General features: G+C 65.4%; 15 protein-coding genes. 7 read left to right on the top strand and 8 right to left on the bottom strand.

Features of this window, described 5'->3' with window-relative positions; all coding sequences use genetic code 11:
• Positions 1–19 precede the first annotated feature (19 nt).
• Both FBX97_RS12005 and FBX97_RS12000 read right to left on the bottom strand, forming a co-directional pair.
• Entirely contained in the window at positions 20–2,263 is a 2,244-nt protein-coding gene (locus FBX97_RS12005; RefSeq protein WP_141831877.1) for a xanthine dehydrogenase family protein molybdopterin-binding subunit, read from the bottom strand.
• A 15-nt stretch (positions 2,264–2,278) separates the two neighbouring features.
• Positions 2,279–2,728, bottom strand: a complete 450-nt coding sequence (locus FBX97_RS12000) for a (2Fe-2S)-binding protein (protein WP_141831875.1) — start codon at positions 2,726–2,728, stop codon at positions 2,279–2,281.
• A 179-nt stretch (positions 2,729–2,907) separates the two neighbouring features.
• Between FBX97_RS12000 and FBX97_RS11995 the strand changes: the two genes are divergently transcribed.
• From FBX97_RS11995 to FBX97_RS11965, 7 genes are all read left to right on the top strand, one after another.
• The gene (locus tag FBX97_RS11995) at positions 2,908–3,786 is read left to right on the top strand and encodes an HlyC/CorC family transporter (protein WP_141831873.1); all 879 of its coding nucleotides are present in this window, start codon (positions 2,908–2,910) and stop codon (positions 3,784–3,786) included.
• 114 nt (positions 3,787–3,900) lie between these two features.
• Positions 3,901–5,478 carry an apolipoprotein N-acyltransferase gene (gene lnt / locus FBX97_RS11990; protein WP_255517435.1) on the top strand — a complete coding sequence of 526 codons (1,578 nt, stop codon included), beginning with the start codon at positions 3,901–3,903 and terminating at the stop codon, positions 5,476–5,478.
• Between the two features lie 142 nt (positions 5,479–5,620).
• Positions 5,621–6,544 (top strand): glycine--tRNA ligase subunit alpha, encoded by a 924-nt coding sequence (gene glyQ, locus FBX97_RS11985; RefSeq protein WP_141834366.1) that lies wholly within the window; start codon positions 5,621–5,623, stop codon positions 6,542–6,544.
• An 18-nt stretch (positions 6,545–6,562) separates the two neighbouring features.
• Complete coding sequence (gene glyS / locus FBX97_RS11980) at positions 6,563–8,659, top strand: glycine--tRNA ligase subunit beta (RefSeq protein WP_141831871.1); 2,097 nt, start codon at positions 6,563–6,565, stop codon at positions 8,657–8,659.
• A gap of 13 nt (positions 8,660–8,672) precedes the next feature.
• A complete protein-coding gene (gene gmhB, locus FBX97_RS11975) occupies positions 8,673–9,230 on the top strand; it encodes a D-glycero-beta-D-manno-heptose 1,7-bisphosphate 7-phosphatase (protein ID WP_141831869.1) in 558 nt (185 codons plus the stop codon).
• A 24-nt stretch (positions 9,231–9,254) separates the two neighbouring features.
• A complete protein-coding gene (locus FBX97_RS11970) occupies positions 9,255–9,995 on the top strand; it encodes a 1-acyl-sn-glycerol-3-phosphate acyltransferase (protein ID WP_141831867.1) in 741 nt (246 codons plus the stop codon).
• A 47-nt stretch (positions 9,996–10,042) separates the two neighbouring features.
• Complete coding sequence (locus tag FBX97_RS11965; RefSeq protein WP_141831865.1) at positions 10,043–10,942, top strand: M48 family metallopeptidase; 900 nt, start codon at positions 10,043–10,045, stop codon at positions 10,940–10,942.
• A gap of 27 nt (positions 10,943–10,969) precedes the next feature.
• On the opposite strand, the gene FBX97_RS11960 is transcribed toward FBX97_RS11965, so the two are convergent.
• The 6 genes from FBX97_RS11960 to FBX97_RS11935 all read right to left on the bottom strand — a co-directional run bounded on the left by FBX97_RS11960 (position 10,970) and on the right by FBX97_RS11935 (position 16,980).
• Positions 10,970–11,527 carry a YcxB family protein gene (locus FBX97_RS11960; RefSeq protein WP_255517434.1) on the bottom strand — a complete coding sequence of 186 codons (558 nt, stop codon included), beginning with the start codon at positions 11,525–11,527 and terminating at the stop codon, positions 10,970–10,972.
• A 46-nt stretch (positions 11,528–11,573) separates the two neighbouring features.
• Entirely contained in the window at positions 11,574–12,863 is a 1,290-nt protein-coding gene (waaA, locus tag FBX97_RS11955) for a lipid IV(A) 3-deoxy-D-manno-octulosonic acid transferase (protein WP_141831863.1), read from the bottom strand.
• Position 12,864: 1 nt separating this feature from the next.
• On the bottom strand, positions 12,865–13,842 hold the full coding sequence (gene waaC, locus FBX97_RS11950; protein ID WP_141831861.1) for a lipopolysaccharide heptosyltransferase I: 978 nt from the start codon (positions 13,840–13,842) through the stop codon (positions 12,865–12,867).
• A 37-nt stretch (positions 13,843–13,879) separates the two neighbouring features.
• Complete coding sequence (locus FBX97_RS11945; protein WP_141831859.1) at positions 13,880–15,262, bottom strand: phosphomannomutase/phosphoglucomutase; 1,383 nt, start codon at positions 15,260–15,262, stop codon at positions 13,880–13,882.
• 218 nt (positions 15,263–15,480) lie between these two features.
• Positions 15,481–15,804, bottom strand: coding sequence for an H-NS family nucleoid-associated regulatory protein (locus FBX97_RS11940; RefSeq protein WP_141831857.1), 324 nt, complete (start codon positions 15,802–15,804; stop codon positions 15,481–15,483).
• Between the two features lie 78 nt (positions 15,805–15,882).
• Entirely contained in the window at positions 15,883–16,980 is a 1,098-nt protein-coding gene (locus tag FBX97_RS11935; protein WP_141831856.1) for a glycosyltransferase, read from the bottom strand.
• Between the last annotated feature and the right edge of the window lie 105 nt (positions 16,981–17,085).

Genomic DNA, 17,085 nt, shown 5'->3' with positions numbered 1-17,085 from the left:
TTTTATGTCAACGACCGGTTTATGCCTTTTTGAGCTGCTCCCCGATCGGCAGCTTGCGCACCCGCTTCCCGGTAGCCGCAAACACCGCATTCGCCAGCGCCGGCGCAACCCCCGCCGTCCCCGGCTCGCCGATCCCGCCCGGCTCGTCGCGGCTGTTCACGATGTACACCTCCACCGCCGGCGCCTCGTTCATGCGCATCACCCGGTAATCGCCGAAGTTGGTCTGCTGCACCTTGCCGCCGTCCAGCGTGACCTGCCCCCACAGCGCCGCACTGGCGCCGAACACGATGCCGCCCTCCATTTGCGCCACGATGGTGTCCGGGTTGATGTTCTGGCCGCAATCCACGGCGCACACCACCCGGTGCACGCGCACGTCGCCATCGGCGCCGACCGAGACTTCCGCCACCTGCGCCATGTAGCTGCCGAAGGCGAACTGGGTCGACACCCCGCGTCCCATCTTGCGGCCGGCGATCGGGCGCAGCGGCTTGCCCCAGCCGGCCTTGTCCACCGCCAGGTTCAGCACCGCCAGCGTGCGCGGCGACTTTTGTAATAACGAACGCCGGAACGCGACCGGGTCGGTCTTGCTCGCATACGCCAGCTCGTCGATGAAGCTCTCGACCACGAACACGTTGTGGGTCGGCCCCACGCCGCGCCAGAACGCGGTGGCCAGGCCCGGCGGTTCATGGCGCACGTATTCCACGCGCATCGCGGGAATGCTGTACTGCAGGTCGGCCGCGCCTTCCACCGCATCCGGATCGACCCCGTTCTTGACCGCCGGCGGCGCGAAGCGCGCCATGATCGAAGACCCGGTCACGCGGTGGAACCACGCGACCGGCATGCCCTTGTCGTCGATCCGGGCCGACAGCCGGTCATAATAATAGGGGCGGTACATGTCGTGCTGCATGTCCTCCTCGCGCGTCCAGATGACTTTCAGCGGGCCCTTGGCCAGCTTGGCCAGCGCCACCGCCTGGATCACGTTGTCGACTTCGAGCCGGCGCCCGAAGCCGCCGCCGATATAAAAATTGTGCACCTGGACTTTCTCGACCGGCAGCCCGGCCACCTTGGCCGCCGCGCCCTGGGCCAGCGCCGGCACCTGGGTGCCGACCCACAGGTGGCACTCGCCGTTGCGCAGGTCGACCGTGCAATTCATCGGTTCCATGGTCGCGTGCGCCAGGAATGGCAGTTCGTAGACGGCGTCGATGCGGCGTCCATCCTGCTGCCCCAGCACCTTCAGCGCATCGCCATCGTTCCTGGCGACGGCGCCGGTGCCTTCCGACACCTTTGCCATGTCGGCCACGATGGATGCCGTGCTGACCTTGGCGTTGGCGCCGTCGTCGAAGCGCGGCGCGGCGGCGGCCAGGCCCTGTTTCGCGGCCCAGAAGTTGTCGGCGACGACCGCCACCGCACCTTCCAGGCGCAGCACCTGGCGCACGCCCTTGACGGCCATCGCCTTCTGCTCGTCCACCGCCGCCACCTTCCCGCCCAGCACCGGGGACGCGGCCACCGCCGCGATGCCCATGCCCGGCAGGCGCGCGTCGATGCCGAACTGCGCCGAACCGTCGGTCTTGGCGGCCGAGTCGAGGCGCTTCTGCGAGGTGCCGATCAGGGTGAAGTCGGCCGGGTTCTTGAGTGTCACGGTGGCCGGGAAGCTCAGCTTGGAGGCCGCCTCGGCCACTTCGCCGAAATGCACCGAGCGGTTCGACGCCTCGTGGCGGATGGTGCCGCCCACGACTTTCAGCTCGCCCGGGTCGACGTTCCAGTTCTTGGCGGCCGCCTGCACCAGCACCGTGCGCACCTTGGCGCCGACTTCGCGCAGCGGCTTCCAGGCGGCGCGTACCGAGGTCGAGCCGCCGGTCACCTGGCCGCCCAGCAGGGCGTCGGCGTACAGGCTGTTGTTGGCCGGCGCCTGTTCCAGCTTGACCTTGGTGAGGTCGGCGCCGAGTTCCTCGGCCAGCAACTGGGGCATCGAGGTGAAGGTGCCCTGCCCCATCTCCACCTTGTGGACGATCAGGGTGACGATGCCTGCGCGGTCGATGCGGATGAAGGCGTCGTGCGCCAGGCCCGGCGCATCGCCGCTGGCGGCGGTGGCGGCCTGGCCGACGGCTTTCTCGGGCGGGGCTTCCTTGCGGTCGCCTTCGGGTTTCTTTTCGCAGCCGAACAGCGAGAAGCCGAATACCAGGCCGCCGCCGGCGACGGCGCCGGCTTTCAACAGGCCACGGCGCGACGTCGACACCGGCGCTTTGTTCTGGGGTTCCTTGATCATGTGAGTTCCCCTTTATCAGGCAGCAGCGATCTTGATGGCCTTGCGGATCCGGCCATAGGTGCCGCAGCGGCAGATATTGCCCGCCATTGCATTGTCGATGTCGGCATCGTTCGGCTTCGGCGTCGCGTGCAGCAGCGCCGTGGCCGACATGATCTGGCCCGACTGGCAATACCCGCACTGCACCACGTCGATCTGGCGCCACGCCTGCTGCACCTTGGCGCCGACCGGATCGTTGCCGATCGCCTCGATGGTCGTGATCTTCTTGCCGGCCGCTGCCGACACCGGTGTCACGCAGGAACGGATCGCCTGGCCGTCCAGGTGCACGGTGCAGGCGCCGCACAGCGCGACGCCGCAGCCGAACTTGGTGCCGGTCAGGCCGAGCACGTCCCGCAAGGCCCACAGGATGGGCATGTCGTCGGGGACGTCGAGATTGGTGGTGGTGCCATTGACGTTCAGGGCAGGCATGGGGCGAGTCTCCTTGTCTATTAGATGACGCACGAATAATGAACAACGTGACAAGCATAACGCGCTTGCCGGAAGGCCGCTCGGCACTGTGGTTTTACTCACACGGACTGCATAAAAAACAGGCATTCTGACTTTTGGTGTATCCTAACGCCCATCGCAACAACGGCTTTACGCCAACTATGCCCGAGCACCCTTCTGACGTCCGCACGGACGGCAAAACCCACCGGTCGCTGTTTGAACGGCTGACCGCACTGATCTCCCCTGAGCCCGAAAATCGCGCCGAGCTGCTCGAAGTCCTGCACGACGCCCATGAACGCAACCTGATCGACGCCGACGCCCTCTCCATGATCGAGGGCGTGTTCCAGGTATCCGATTTGTCGGTACGCGACATCATGGTGCCGCGCTCGCAGATGGACGTCATCGACATCACCAAGCCGATCGAGGAATGGCTGCCCATCGTGCTGGAAACCGCGCACTCGCGCTTTCCGGCCATCGAGGGCGAGCGCGACAAGGTGGTCGGCATCCTGCTGGCCAAGGACCTGCTGCGCTACTACGCGGAAGAATCCTTCGACGTGCGCGACATGCTGCGCCCGGCGATCTTCATCCCGGAGTCGAAGCGCCTGAACGTGCTGCTGCGCGACTTTCGCGCCAATCACAACCACATGGCCATCGTCGTCGACGAATACAGCGGCGTGGCCGGCCTGATCACGATCGAGGACGTGCTGGAACAGATCGTCGGCGACATCGAGGACGAATACGACTTCGACGAGGAAGAAGACAACGTCCTCTCCATCAAGGAAGGCCAGTTCGGCCCGCGCTGGCGCGTCAAGGCGCTGACCGAGATCGACCAGTTCAACGAAGAGATCGGCGTCGACCTGCCGGAAGACGACGTCGACACCATCGGCGGCCTGGTCGCCAGCCACCTGGGCCGCATGCCGCACAAGGGCGAGGTGTTCGACCTCGAGAACCTGCGCTTCGAGGTGCTGCGTGCCGATGCGCGGCAGATTCACGTGCTGCTGGTCGAGAAGATTCCGGTATCGGAAGATGAGCACGACTAGACACCGGACACCGTTGCACACCACCCCGTCGCCCCTGCGGAGGCAGGGGCCCAAGTTGCAGGCATATCGCATCACTTGGGCCCCTGCCTCCGCAGGGGCGACGAGCTAACGACATTGGACCCACGCTTGATCCTGCGCCGCCCAACCAAGACTGCCACCGCCCCCGACCCTGCGCTGCGCGGCACCCGCCCCTCCCTCAAGGCCCTCGTTCTTGCCGCCATCGCCGGCGGCCTGAGCCTGTTCTCCTTCGAACCCTTCGGCTGGTGGCCATTGCAGTTCCTGGTGCTGGCCTGGCTGTTCTACCAGGTCGGCATGGGCAGCTCGGTCAGGCGCGCCACCTTCCTCGGCTGGGCCTTCGGCTTCGGCTGGTCGGTGGCCGGCATGCACTGGCTGTATATCGCGATCACCCGTTTCGGCGGCCTGCCGGCGGTGCTGGGCGCGATCGCGATCGCCCTCCTCGGCCTGTACATGGGCCTGTTCGGCGCCCTGGCGACGGGCCTGTCCACCTGGCTGCGCAAGCGCTGGTCGCTGCCGGTCCCCGCCTTCTTGCTGCTGGTGCTGCCCGTCCTGTGGGGCGTGTCGGAATGGATGCGCGGCTGGGTGTTCACCGGTTTTCCCTGGGCCGCATCCGGCTATGCGCACAACCTGGCGCCGCTGGCCGGCTTCGCGCCGCTGGTCGGCGTGTACGGCATCGGCGTGCTGGTGGCGCTGTGCGCGTCCTGCCTGGTGATGCTGACCCAGCGCCACAAGATGCCGGCGCTGGCGCTGTTCGGCGCGCTGCTGGTGGCCGGCGGCCTGCTGCGCCAGGTCGAATGGACGCACCCGAGCGGCCAGCCGATCACGGTGCGCCTGCTGCAGGGGAACATCCGCCAGGACGAGAAATTCGCCGCCGAATACCTGGGCGAGATCCTGGTGCGCTACCGCGACATGCTGACCGCCGCGCCGGCCGACCTGATCGCCGCGCCGGAAACCGCGATCCCGGTGTTCCCGCACCAGCTGCCGCCGGGCTACCTGGGCACCTTCAACGATTTCGCCGCGCGCACCGGCAGCTATTATTTGTTCGGCATTCCGCTGGCGAACAACGCCGCCGATTACGCCAACAGCGTGGCCGGCATCGGTCCGCAGGGCCAGGCCTACCGCTACGACAAGCACCACCTGGTGCCCTTCGGCGAATTCATCCCGACCGGCTTCCGCTGGTTCACCAACCTGATGCAGATCCCGCTGGGCGACTTCACGCGTGGGGCCGCGGTCCAGGCGCCGTTCCCAGTGAAGGACCAGCTGGTGCTGCCGAACGTCTGCTACGAAGACGTGTTCGGCGAAGAGATCGCCAAGCAGCTGCGCGATGCGCCGCGCCCGGCCACGCTGCTGCTGAACGTGTCGAACCTGGCCTGGTACGGCGAATCGGTGGCGATTCCGCAGCACCTGCAGATTTCGCGCATGCGTTCGCTGGAAACCGGCCGTCCGATGCTGCGCGCGACCAACAACGGCGCCACCGCCATCATCGACGGCCGCGGCAACGTGCAGCAGCAGATTCCGTACTACCGCCAGGACGTGCTGGCCGCGCGCGTGCAGGGCATGGCCGGCATGACGCCCTACATCCGCTTCGGCAACCTGCTGTTCCTGGGCCTGGGCGCGCTGGCCCTGGCCGGCGCCTGGCTGGCCGGACGGCGCCGGCGCCGGGCCGACGCATGAAACCGGACCGGCCCTGCCGAATAAAATCGTGGTTCGCGCCGCCGATTCACGATTCCATGTCGATCCCGCCTATAAAAACCGCTAAAATTGGTGTTTTAGCAAACTCACCGTGTTCGCGACCTGTGCGCGCGAAGCCTACAAGATGCTCACATTCCAACAAATCATCCTGACTCTGCAAACCTACTGGGACAAGCAGGGTTGCGCCCTGCTCCAGCCGTACGACATGGAAGTCGGCGCGGGCACCTTCCACACCGGCACCTTCCTGCGCGCGATCGGCCCGGAGCCGTGGCGCGCAGCCTACGTGCAGCCGTCGCGCCGCCCGAAGGACGGCCGCTACGGCGAAAACCCGAACCGCCTGCAGCACTATTACCAGTACCAGGTGGTCCTGAAGCCGGCCCCGGAAAACATCCTCGACCTCTACCTCGGATCGCTGGAAGCGCTGGGCCTTGACCTGAAGAAGAACGACGTGCGCTTCGTCGAGGACGACTGGGAAAGCCCGACCCTGGGCGCCTGGGGCCTGGGCTGGGAAGTCTGGCTGAACGGCATGGAAGTCACCCAGTTCACCTACTTCCAGCAGGTCGGCGGCCTCGATTGCAAGCCGGTGCTGGGCGAGATCACCTACGGCATCGAACGCCTGGCGATGTACCTGCAGGGCGTCGAAAACGTGTACGACCTGGTGTGGACCGAGTGGGAAGAAAACGGCGAGAAGAAGTCGCTGTCCTACGGCGACGTGTTCCACCAGAACGAGGTCGAACAATCGACCTACAACTTCGAGCACTCGAACACCGAACTGCTGTTCCAGGCCTTCGGCAACCACGAGAGCGAAGCCAAGCGCCTGATCGAACTGGCGCTGACGCTGCCGGCCTACGAGCAGATCATGAAGGCCTCGCACAGCTTCAACCTGCTGGACGCGCGCGGCGCGATCTCCGTCACCGAGCGCGCCGCCTACATCGGCCGCGTGCGCACGCTGTCGCGCCTGGTCGCCCAGGCTTATTACGACTCGCGCGAGAAGCTGGGCTTCCCGATGCTGCCCAAAACCGCCGCAGACGAAGCCAAAGCCGCCTAAGAACAGAATAGAACAACCATGAACCAGACCTTACTCGTCGAACTCCAGACTGAAGAACTGCCGCCGAAGGCGCTCGTGAAACTGGGCGCCGCCTTTGCGAACGGCATCGCCAACGGATTGAAAGCGCGCGGCTTCCTCGAAGACGACAGCGTCGTCAGCGCCTGGTCCACCCCGCGCCGCCTGGCGGTGTCGATCACCAGGGTGCGCGCCACCTCGCCGGACAAGACCATCCGCGAAAAAGTGCTGCCGGTGAGCGTCGCCCTGGACAAGGACGGCAACCCGACCGCTCCGCTGGCCAAGAAGCTGGCAGCGCTCGGTTTCCCCGACCTGCAGGTGGCCGACCTCGAACGCGCCCAGGACGGCAAGGCCGAGAGCTTCTTCTACACCCACACCGCTCCCGGCAGCGCCCTGGCGTCCGGCCTGCAGCCGGTGCTGGAAGAATCGGTGGCCAAGCTGCCGATCCCGAAGGTAATGAGCTATCAGCGGCCAAGCGGCGACACCGTGCAGTTCGTGCGCCCGGTGCACTCGCTGCTGGCGCTGCATGGCGCCGATGTGGTCCCGCTGTCGCTGCTCGGCCTGGCGGCCGGCCGCAGCACGCTCGGCCACCGCTTCCTGTCAGACGGCCAGTCCTTCGACGTGGCGGATGCCGATACCTATAACGATCTGCTGAAGACCCGCGGCAAGGTGGTCGCCTCCACCGAAGAACGCAAGGAAGCGATCCGCACCCAGCTGCTGGCGAAGGCCGGCGGCGACCAGGTCCTGATGCCGGAAGCGCTGCTCGACGAAGTGGCGGCGCTGGTCGAATGGCCGGTGGTCTACGAGTGCAAGTTCGAGGACGTGTTCCTGTCGGTACCGCAGGAATGCCTGATCCTGACCATGCAGACCAACCAGAAGTACTTTGCGCTGACCGACAGCGCCGGCAAGCTGCGTTCGCGCTTCCTGATCGTATCCAACCTGGAGACCGACGATCCGAGCGCCATCGTCGGCGGCAACGAGCGCGTGGTGCGTCCGCGCCTGTCGGACGCCAAGTTCTTCTTCGAGCAGGACAAGAAGAAGACCCTGGCTTCGCGCCTGCCGCAGCTGGCCAACGTGGTCTACCACAACAAGCTGGGCACCCAGCTTGAACGCACCCAGCGCGTCACCCGCCTGGCCGGCGCCATCGCGGCACGCCTCGGCTACGACGTGCAGCTGGCCGAACGCGGCGCCCAGCTGGCCAAGACCGACCTGCTGACCGACATGGTCGGCGAGTTCCCCGAGCTGCAGGGCATCATGGGCACCTACTATGCCCGCAACGACAACGAGCCGGAAGAAGTCGCGCTGGCCGCGTCCGAGCACTACCAGCCGCGCTTCTCGGGCGACGCCCTGCCCTCGACCAACACCGGCCTGGTGGTGGCGCTGGCCGATAAACTGGAAACCCTGGTCGGGATCTGGTCGATCGGCCTGCAGCCGACCGGCGAGAAGGATCCGTTCGCGCTGCGCCGCCATGCGCTCGGCGTGATGCGCATGCTGGTCGAGAAGCGCCTGCCGCTGGGCATCGCCGACCTGCTGCAGCAAGCCGCCGCCGTGTTCGAAGGCCAGGCCGGCTTCAAGGACCCTGCTAGGGAAGTGACCGCCTTCATGCTGGACCGCCTGCGCGGCCTGCTGCGCGACCGCGGCTTCTCGCCGAACGAGGTGGAAGCGGTGCTGGCGCAGAACCCGGACCGCGTCGACGACGTGGTGCAGCGCCTGGAAGCGGTGCAGGCCTTTGCCGCGCTGCCGGAAAGCGCATCGCTGGCCGCCGCCAACAAGCGCATCACCAACATCCTGAAAAAGAACGAGGAAGCGCTGGCACAGGCAAGCAGCGTCGATCCGGCCCTGCTGCAGGACGAAGCGGAAAAGACCCTGTTCGCCGCCGTCACGCGGGTGCAGCCGGAAGTCGATGCCGCCTTCGCAAGCGGCGACTTCGGCGGCACGCTCAAGACCCTGGCCCAGCTGCGCGATGCGGTCGACGCCTTCTTCAACGATGTGATGGTGATGGCCGAGGACGTGGCGCTGCGTAACAACCGCCTGGCCCTGCTGCAGCGCCTGCACGCGCTGATGAACCGCGTGGCCGACATTTCCAAGCTGGCGGCATAAGCCGGGACGCGCCATGAAGCTGATCATCCTCGACCGGGATGGGGTCATCAACCAGGACTCCCCCGATTTCATCAAGTCGCCGGCCGAGTGGATCCCGATCCCGGGATCGCTCGAGGCGATCGCGCGCCTGAACCAGGCCGGCTACCGCGTCGTCATCGCCTCGAACCAGTCGGGCATCGCGCGCGAACTGTTCGACATGACGACGCTGAACGCGATCCACCAGAAGATGCACGGGGCGGCGCAGCTGGTCGGCGCCGACATCGACGCCATCTTCTTCTGCCCGCACGCGGCGATCGACAACTGCGACTGCCGCAAGCCCAAGGCCGGGATGTTCGAGGAGATCAGCAAGCGCTTCAAGCTCAGCCTGAAAGGCGTGCCGACCGTCGGCGACTCGCTGCGCGACCTGCAGGCCGGCTTCATCAGCGGCTGCCTGCCCTACCTGGTATTGACGGGCAAGGGCGAAAAGACGCTGGAGACCGGCGGCCTGCCACCCGGGACGCAGGTCTTCCCCGACCTCGCCGCGATGGTTGCCGCGTTCCTGAAATCCCCCACGGCCAGCCAGGCCGGCTGAATCACCCTCTGTCGGAGACCGTTCTTGCGTACCGCCACCCTGTTTTTGCGCTCTTTGCTATTCACGATCATCATGGTGGCCGCCACCGTCGTCTGGGCCTGCGTGTGCTTCCTGGCCGCGCCCTTCCCATACAACACGCGCTTCTGGGTGACCTCGCGCTGGAACGTCTTCATCATCTGGTGCGCGCGCGTCATCTGCGGCATCCGCTACCAGTTCAAGGGCTACGACAACCTGCCGTCGGGCCCGACCGTCCTGCTGTCGAAGCACCAGTCGGCGTGGGAAACCATCTTCCTGCTGCCGAACATGACGCACCCGCTGGTGTTTGTCTTCAAGAAGGAAATCCTCTACATCCCGTTCTTTGGCTGGGCCATGGCGCTGCTGCGCATGATCCCGATCGACCGCAAGCGCGGCAAGCGCGCCTTCGCCGACGTGGTCCGCCACGGCAAGCGGCGCCTGGCCGACGGCCAGTGGATCATCATGTTCCCGGAAGGGACCCGCATCCCGGTCGGCGAGAAAGGCACCTACAAGAGCGGCGGCACGCGCCTGGCAATCGCGACAGGTGCAACTGTCGTGCCGATCGCGCATAATTCAGGTGAGTGCTGGCCGAAGGGCTCGTTCATCAAACGTCCGGGCCTGGTCACCGTCTCGATTGGCAAACCGATATCGCCTGAAAACCACACTCCCGACAGCCTGATGCAAGAGGTCGAAAATTGGATAGAATCGGAAATGCGCGTCATTTCGCCCCACGCCTACAAAGGTACCTGAACGAATTGGGCGCGCGGACCAAAGCACCATCTACATCGCAGCCCACCATGACCTCCCTGCAGCACGACCTCTTCGAGGCCCTCAAGCCGCCGGCCCCGCCGGCGGCGGCAACACCCGCTCCACAAAGCTATTCGCCGCCGGCCCCGCTGTTCAAGGCGCCACCCACGCCGACCCGCAGCCTGCCGGCGCCGCCGGTCGGCCCGAACGACCCGCCGCTGCAGAAGATCCAGCTCGGCTCCCACACCGTCCACTACGCGCTGCGCCGCTCGGCGCGCCGCTCGCACGGCTTCATGATCGACGACGACGGCCTGCGCGTGACCTCGCCGCGGCGTTCCAGCCATGCCGACATCGAGAGCGCGATCCGCGCCAAGCAGGGCTGGATCCTGACCAAGCTGTTCGAGCGTGGCGAACGGCGCGTCATGCGCGCCCAGCGCGCGCCGGTGGAATGGGTCGACGGCGCCTGCCTGCCCTACCTGGGCGGCGACATCACCCTGCGCCTGCAGGAAGCGGCGCGCAGCCACTGCGTGTTCGATGCCGAGGCACGCACCCTGAACGTCGGCGTGACGCCCGGCCTGTCCGAATGGCAGTTGCGCGAACGCGTCAAGCGCTGGTTCCAGGACGAGGCGCGGCGCCTGTTCGGCGAACGCCTCGACCTGTATGCGCCGCGCGTGGGCGTCACCTACAACGCGTATGCGATTTCCTCGGCCGGCACGCGCTGGGGCTCGTGCACGGTGGCCGGCAACATCCGTCTGAACTGGAAGCTGGTGCACTACCCGCTGGCGCTGCTCGACTACGTGGTGGTGCACGAACTGGCGCACCTGCGCGAAATGAACCACAGCCCGCGTTTCTGGGCCGTGGTCGGCGAGGTGTTCCCGGATTACGACGGCGCCAAGGCGGCGCTCAAGAAGCGGTCGATCGAGATGCCGGTGTTGTTTCCGGAGGAGTGAGCGCCTGATCCGCGCGCAGTGCGCGGATCAGGCGGCGCCGCGGAACTGCAGTTCGCCGGCGGCGCGCGCCGCGGCGATGACTTTCATGGCCTCGACCTCGGCTCCGCTCAGGCAGCGGAACGGGATCGGCAGCGTGCCGCGCTTGAGCACCATCATGAAGCCCTTCGAGTAGGTGCGGATGCGGCTCACGTCGTTCCAGTCGATCAGCGACACGCCTGTGTCGCTGGTGCGCACGATGCCGTGCTGGTCGATCGCGAATTCGTAGGTGCGGCGCCCGCGGCGCAGCAGGATGAAATGCAGCGCCGCCGACAGCGTGCTCTTGCTGCGCAGGTAGAAGCCGAGCGGCCAGCGGATGTGGCGGCGCCGGATCAGGTAACCGCCGTGCTCCCACATGAAACCCAGGTATTCGAACAGGGTATAACGGACCCAGAAATGCAGTTCCTGGGAGGCCGCCGGGGGATGCACGATCGGGATCGCCGCCGCCGGCATCGCATCGGCGCCGAGATCGGCGGCGTGCGGGTGTTCCATGAGCGCAGCGTCGGCTTCGGCGCCGCCGCCCCCTCGCGTGCGATGAGACCACAACATGTCCATCCCCTTTCGTTCTTTATACTAAAGGGTATGGTAGCAAAAGCTAGTCAATAAATCGTTGCAAGAGTTCAACAGTGCGCGCCGTTGCGCCACGATGTTTGCCTGCGAAAGACAGTGCCCGGGCACCCATGGCGGCACGGCGCGCATCGTCCTGCAGCAGTTCGGCGGCTTCGCGCAGCAAGGCATCGGCATCTGCCACGCGCAGGGCGCCGCCGGCGGCCACCGCTTCCTCGGTCGCCTGCAGGAAGTTGAAGGTGTGCTGGCCGACCAGCACCGGCTTGCCGAGGGCGCAGGCTTCGATCAGGTTCTGGCCGCCCAGCGGCAGCAGGCTGCCGCCGATGTAGGCGCAGTCGCAGGCCGCGTAATAGGCGAACATCTCGCCCATCGAGTCGCCCAGCAGTACATCAAACTGCGCTGCCTCGACCCGGTCCGGCAGGCTGGAGCGGCGCGCCAGGCGCAATCCCCGTTCTTCCACCAGGCGCGCCACGTCGTCGAAGCGCTGCGGATGGCGCGGCACCAGCAGGAGCAGCATGCCCTGGGGGCGCGCCGTGCGCAGGAAGGCGTCCAGGATCAGCGCTTCCTCGCCTTCGCGGGTGGAAGCGCACAGCAGCACCGGACGGCCGGCGAAGCGCGCGCGCAGCATGGCGCCGGTCTGCAGCGCGGCTTGCGGCGGCACCACGTCGAACTTGATGCTGCCGGTGACGGCGACGTCGGGAGTGCCAAGGGAGCGGATGCGCGCGGCGTCGGCCTCGGTCTGGGCCGCCGCCAGCGTGATCCCGCGCGCCGCTTCCATCATCAGGCCGCCAAAACGCCGGCCGCGCTCGAGCGAACGCTCGGACAGGCGCGCATTCACCAGCGCCACCGGAATGCCGTAGGCGCCGCAGGCCGCGATCAGGTTCGGCCACACCTCGGTCTCCATCAGGATGCAGATCCTGGGCGTGTAGTGATGCAGGAAACGGCCGACCATGAAGCCGGTGTCGTAGGGCAGATAGGACTGGATGACGCGCCCATGCTTCTTGAACAGGGCTTCGCCGGTAGCACGCCCGGTCGGCGTCATGTGGGTCAACAGGATGCGGCAGTCGGGCCAGCGCGCCAGCAGCATCTCGATCAGGGGCTCGGCGGCGCGGGTCTCGCCGACCGACACCGCGTGCACCATGATCGTCAGGCGCGCGCCTGCGTCATGCCTGGGCCTGCGTCCGTAGAAGCCGAGGCGTTCGCCCAGGTGCCGGCGGTAGCCCGGCTCCTTGCGCCCGCGCCACCACAGGCGGCCCAGTACCAGAGGCAGCGCCAGCCACCAGAGAATCGAATACAAAAGAGCGTAGAAAAAGTGCATGTCAAACCTGTTGCAATAATCCGCGCGCCGCGGCCACGACCTGCTCGACCGTCGGCGGCGCGCCGGTATCGCCGAGGTTGACGATGCGCGGCGACCAGTTGCCCTCGGTCTTCCAGCGCGGCGAATCGCAATAGATCTCGACCGTGGGACGGACAAAAGCGGCGGCGATGTGGGTCAGGCCGGTATCGACGCCGACCGCCAGCGCGGCGTGGCGTGCCAGTTCGACCGCATCCATCATCGACAGCTTCGGCAGCACGCGCGCGTTCGGCAGCGCCGCGGCCAGTGCCTCGGCTTCCTGCTGTTCACGCGGCGAACCCCAGGGCAGCAGAATGGGCAGCGGCGCCAATGCCCGGCCCAGCGCGATCCAGTGAGCGGACGCCCACTTCTTGGCATCGCGCGCGGTGCCGTGAAAGAAAACCGCGTAGTCGCCGGCCGGCATCCAGTCCGGACGCGTGCTGGTGGGAGGCGGGAGGCCGAAGTCGGGGGGCGAATCGACCGTGTAGCCGAGCGCGGCGGCCACCACCTGGCGCCCGCGCGCCACCGCGTGGGTACGCGGCTCGACCGCGATGCTGCGGGTGTGGAACACGCGCGAGATGCCTTCGTAGCCGGAATCCTCGGTGCCGTTGGCCAGGCCGATCTTCTGCCCGCCGGGCCGCACGCGCGCCGCGGCCATGATGATGCCGGTCTTGATCAGGCCCTGGGTATCGAACACGTAGTCGTACTGTTCGGCACGCAGGTCGCGGAAAAAGCCGCGCAGCTCGGCGCGCACGGCTGCGTCGCCGAGTCCCTTTTTCCAGCGCCGCAGGGCGAACGGAATGACCTTGCGCACCATCGGGTTCAGGCGCACCAGGCTGACGTAGCCCTCTTCCACCACCCAGTCGACCTGGGCGCCCGGGTGGTGGCGCAGGATGTCGGCCACCAGCGGCAGGTTATGCAGCACGTCGCCGAGCGACGACACCCGGACCAGCAGAATCTTCATTTTTAATGCGTCATCGTTGACAGGCCGGCGCGCGGCTTCAGAACGGCAGGTGGGCATCCGGCTTGGCGGCCAGGATCACGCGCGCGAATTCCTTCTGGATGCGGTCCAGCGCTTCCGGATTCTCGCCTTCGAAACGCAGCACCACCACCGGGGTGGTGTTGGAACCGCGCGCCAGCCCGAAGCCATCCGCATACTCGACGCGCAGGCCGTCGATGTCGACCACGCGCTCGGCGCCCGGGAATTCGGCGTTGGCGCGCAGCTTGTCGATCAGCGCGAAGTTCTCGCCTTCCTGCAGGTGCAGGTGCAGTTCGGGGGTGCTGGACGCCTGCGGCAGGCCGTTCAGCAGGCTCGAGGGATCGGCTTCGCGGGTCAGGATCTCGAGCAGGCGCGCGCCGGTGTACAGGCCGTCGTCGAAGCCGAACCAGCGGTCCTTCCAGAAAATATGCCCGCTCATCTCGCCGCCCAGCGGGGCACCTGTTTCCTTCAGCTTGGCCTTGACCAGCGAGTGCCCGGTCTTCCACATCAGCGGACGGCCGCCGTGCTCGGCGATCCACGGGCCGAGGTGGCGCGTGCATTTGACGTCGTACAGGATCTCGGCGCCCGGGTTGCGCGACAGGACATCGGCTGCGAACAGCATCATCTGGCGATCCGGGAAGATGATCTGGCCATCCTTGGTGACCACGCCCAGGCGGTCGCCGTCGCCGTCGAAGGCGAGGCCGATCTCGGCGTCGGACGTCTTGAGCTTCTCGATCAGGTCCTGCAGGTTTTCCGGGTGCGCCGGATCCGGATGGTGGTTCGGGAAGTGGCCGTCGACTTCGCAGAACATCTCGATCACCTCGCAGCCCATCGCGCGGAACAGGTCGCCCGCGAAGGCGCCGGCCACGCCGTTGCCGGCATCGACCGCGATCTTGATCGGACGCGCGATCTTGACGTCGCCGGCGATGCGCTGGATGTAGGCGTCGCGGATGTCGTGGGTCGAATATGCGCCTGCGCTGGCGGCTGGCGTGAAATCGTCGCGCTCGATTGCCCCGTACAGGTCCTGGATCGCGTCTCCATAGATCGCCTCGCCGGCCAGCACCATCTTGAAGCCGTTGTAGTCCGGCGGGTTGTGGCTGCCGGTGACCATGATGCCCGAACGCGCATCCAGCACGTTGGTGCCGAAGTAGACCATCGGGGTGGCGACCATGCCCAGGTCGATCACGTCGACGCCGGCGGCCTGCAGGCCCTCGGCCAGCGCCTTGGCCAGGCCCGGTCCGGACAGGCGGCCATCGCGGCCGATGACGACCTTGCGTTCTCCCTTTGCCAGCGCGGCGGCGCCGAATGCCTGGCCGATCTTGCGGGCGATCCCCTCGTCCAGCGTGCTGCCGATGACACCACGAATATCATAAGCCTTGAAAATCGTTTTCGAGAGAGGGACCATGGTTTACCTTGTGTTGAACAAGAGACAAAAACCGATATTGTAGCGGCAAGCCGGAACGATGGGAATTCCAGCAGTGTGCAGGGGGAAAGATGCGCGAATGCGCGGCGGGGAGAAATAATGGACTGCAGAATGGAAAGAAACCGCGGCGTAGGAATTTCCGCAAATACGCGGGAGTATTCCCACGATTGGAAACACTCCCGTTAAACAACGAATCAGATTCAGACGCGCAGTTTATCCAGCGATTTACCGCCTTCGACCCATTCCTTGACCCACTTCGGCTGGCGGCCACGGCCGGTCCACTGTTGCGAAGCATCGTCCGGATTACGGAAACGAACTGCGACCGAACCCGGGTTCGCCGTCGCTTTTGCGCCGCGGCCGGCGGTGCTGATCAGGTCTTTCGGCGACATGCCGACGCTTTGTGCGATCGCCAGGATCTGTTCGCGTGCCTTTTGCACTTCCTGCTGCTCGCGGGTTTTCATTTCCTTCTTGATCTGCTCCTGCAGGTTACGCAAATCGCCCAAGGACATATTAGACAGATCCATCGTCGTTCCTTATAAGTAGAGTTGAACCGAATTCATCGAATTATCACCAATTGTCGCAATATACTACAACTTCGATGTTTAATCAGTTTTTTTGTTCCAAATGAGCCAGCGTGGCGACTTGAATCGAACGATACGCGCATACAACCAGACGTAACTGATAATGAACAACAAACTGAAGAATATCAAAACTTCCGTATTCCGCCAGAACACGGTTGCCGGTATTACCGCGGTGAGCGAAAACAACCACAGGTAAGGCGAAGTGCGGGAATTCCGTTTCAGCAGTGCGCGCGCCTCCTTTGGACCAACAGTCCATTGCACAATCCGCCGAAAAATCAGGCTATGCAGATGTATTCCATCGGGTACTGCCGGGGATTTTCCTCTTACAAACATTCGGCGATAAGCGGAAAATATTGTTTCAAAAGCGGGATATATCAGCAGCAATGCCGCATACCAGGTGGACACCTGCGGATTGCGCATCACCAGCAGCAGCGCCAGTTCGCCCAGCATGAAGCCGATGAAGTAGGCGCCGCCGTCCCCCAGGAAGATCAGGCCGACCGGATAATTCCAGACCAGGAAACCGGCGGTCGCCCCTGCCACCGTCAATGCCGACACCAGAATGAACATGTCGCCCACTTGCCAGCCGACATAAGCGAGCGACACCAGCATGAAGATCGTCACCACGCTGGCCAGTCCGTTGAAGCCGTCGATGATATTCACTGCATTCGCGATCCCGGCCACTGCCAGTACCGTCAGCGGCAATACGATCCACAGCGAATCGAGCGGCCAGCTCGAGAACGGCATGTCGAGGCGGGCGATTTTCGCATCCAGTACCAGATATCCGAGCAGGGCCGCCAGCATGGTTAATACCAGGCGCCGCGATGCCCTCACTTTTCCCGTATAGTCTTCGACGATGCCGCCCATAAATGCAATCGACGCGCATACCAGCAGTGCCAGCAGCCAATAGCCGAGATCTGGAACGCGCCAGGCCGAAATCGCCGCACTGAGGGTCACTGCGAGGAATATCGGGAGTCCGCCGATACGCGCGACCGCATGCGCGTGCACTTTCTGCACGCCGCTGAAATTGCTGTCGAGTGCCGGACCGTGCAATGTCGAATGCCGGATGACCAGCAAGGTCAACAATGCGGACACGACAAAGCTGACGAGAAATGAAAACATTTATTATTTAATTACCCGCAAGGCAATGCACCGCGCCGAATCGGCGTCAAGGCCGTAACCGAGGAGTTTACGCGTGCCCTGCCCTGCCCCGATTGAGCAAGATCG

It is taken from the genome of Herbaspirillum sp. SJZ107, from assembly GCF_006715485.1.
GTDB lineage: Bacteria > Pseudomonadota > Gammaproteobacteria > Burkholderiales > Burkholderiaceae_D > Telluria.
The sequence above is the reverse complement of the archived record's forward strand: the minus strand, read 5'-3'. Positions and strand labels throughout refer to the sequence as shown.

Coding starts and splice junctions, on each gene's coding strand:
- FBX97_RS11940 (WP_141831857.1), bottom strand. CDS start 15,804: ATGGATCTGTCTAATATGTCCTTGGGCGATTTGCGTAACCTGCAGGAG.
- FBX97_RS11935 (WP_141831856.1), bottom strand. CDS start 16,980: ATGTTTTCATTTCTCGTCAGCTTTGTCGTGTCCGCATTGTTGACCTTG.
- FBX97_RS12000 (WP_141831875.1), bottom strand. CDS start 2,728: ATGCCTGCCCTGAACGTCAATGGCACCACCACCAATCTCGACGTCCCC.
- waaA (WP_141831863.1), bottom strand. CDS start 12,863: ATGCACTTTTTCTACGCTCTTTTGTATTCGATTCTCTGGTGGCTGGCG.
- FBX97_RS11995 (WP_141831873.1), top strand. CDS start 2,908: ATGCCCGAGCACCCTTCTGACGTCCGCACGGACGGCAAAACCCACCGG.
- glyQ (WP_141834366.1), top strand. CDS start 5,621: ATGCTCACATTCCAACAAATCATCCTGACTCTGCAAACCTACTGGGAC.
- waaC (WP_141831861.1), bottom strand. CDS start 13,842: ATGAAGATTCTGCTGGTCCGGGTGTCGTCGCTCGGCGACGTGCTGCAT.
- gmhB (WP_141831869.1), top strand. CDS start 8,673: ATGAAGCTGATCATCCTCGACCGGGATGGGGTCATCAACCAGGACTCC.
- glyS (WP_141831871.1), top strand. CDS start 6,563: ATGAACCAGACCTTACTCGTCGAACTCCAGACTGAAGAACTGCCGCCG.
- FBX97_RS11960 (WP_255517434.1), bottom strand. CDS start 11,527: ATGTTGTGGTCTCATCGCACGCGAGGGGGCGGCGGCGCCGAAGCCGAC.
- FBX97_RS12005 (WP_141831877.1), bottom strand. CDS start 2,263: ATGATCAAGGAACCCCAGAACAAAGCGCCGGTGTCGACGTCGCGCCGT.
- FBX97_RS11965 (WP_141831865.1), top strand. CDS start 10,043: ATGACCTCCCTGCAGCACGACCTCTTCGAGGCCCTCAAGCCGCCGGCC.
- FBX97_RS11945 (WP_141831859.1), bottom strand. CDS start 15,262: ATGGTCCCTCTCTCGAAAACGATTTTCAAGGCTTATGATATTCGTGGT.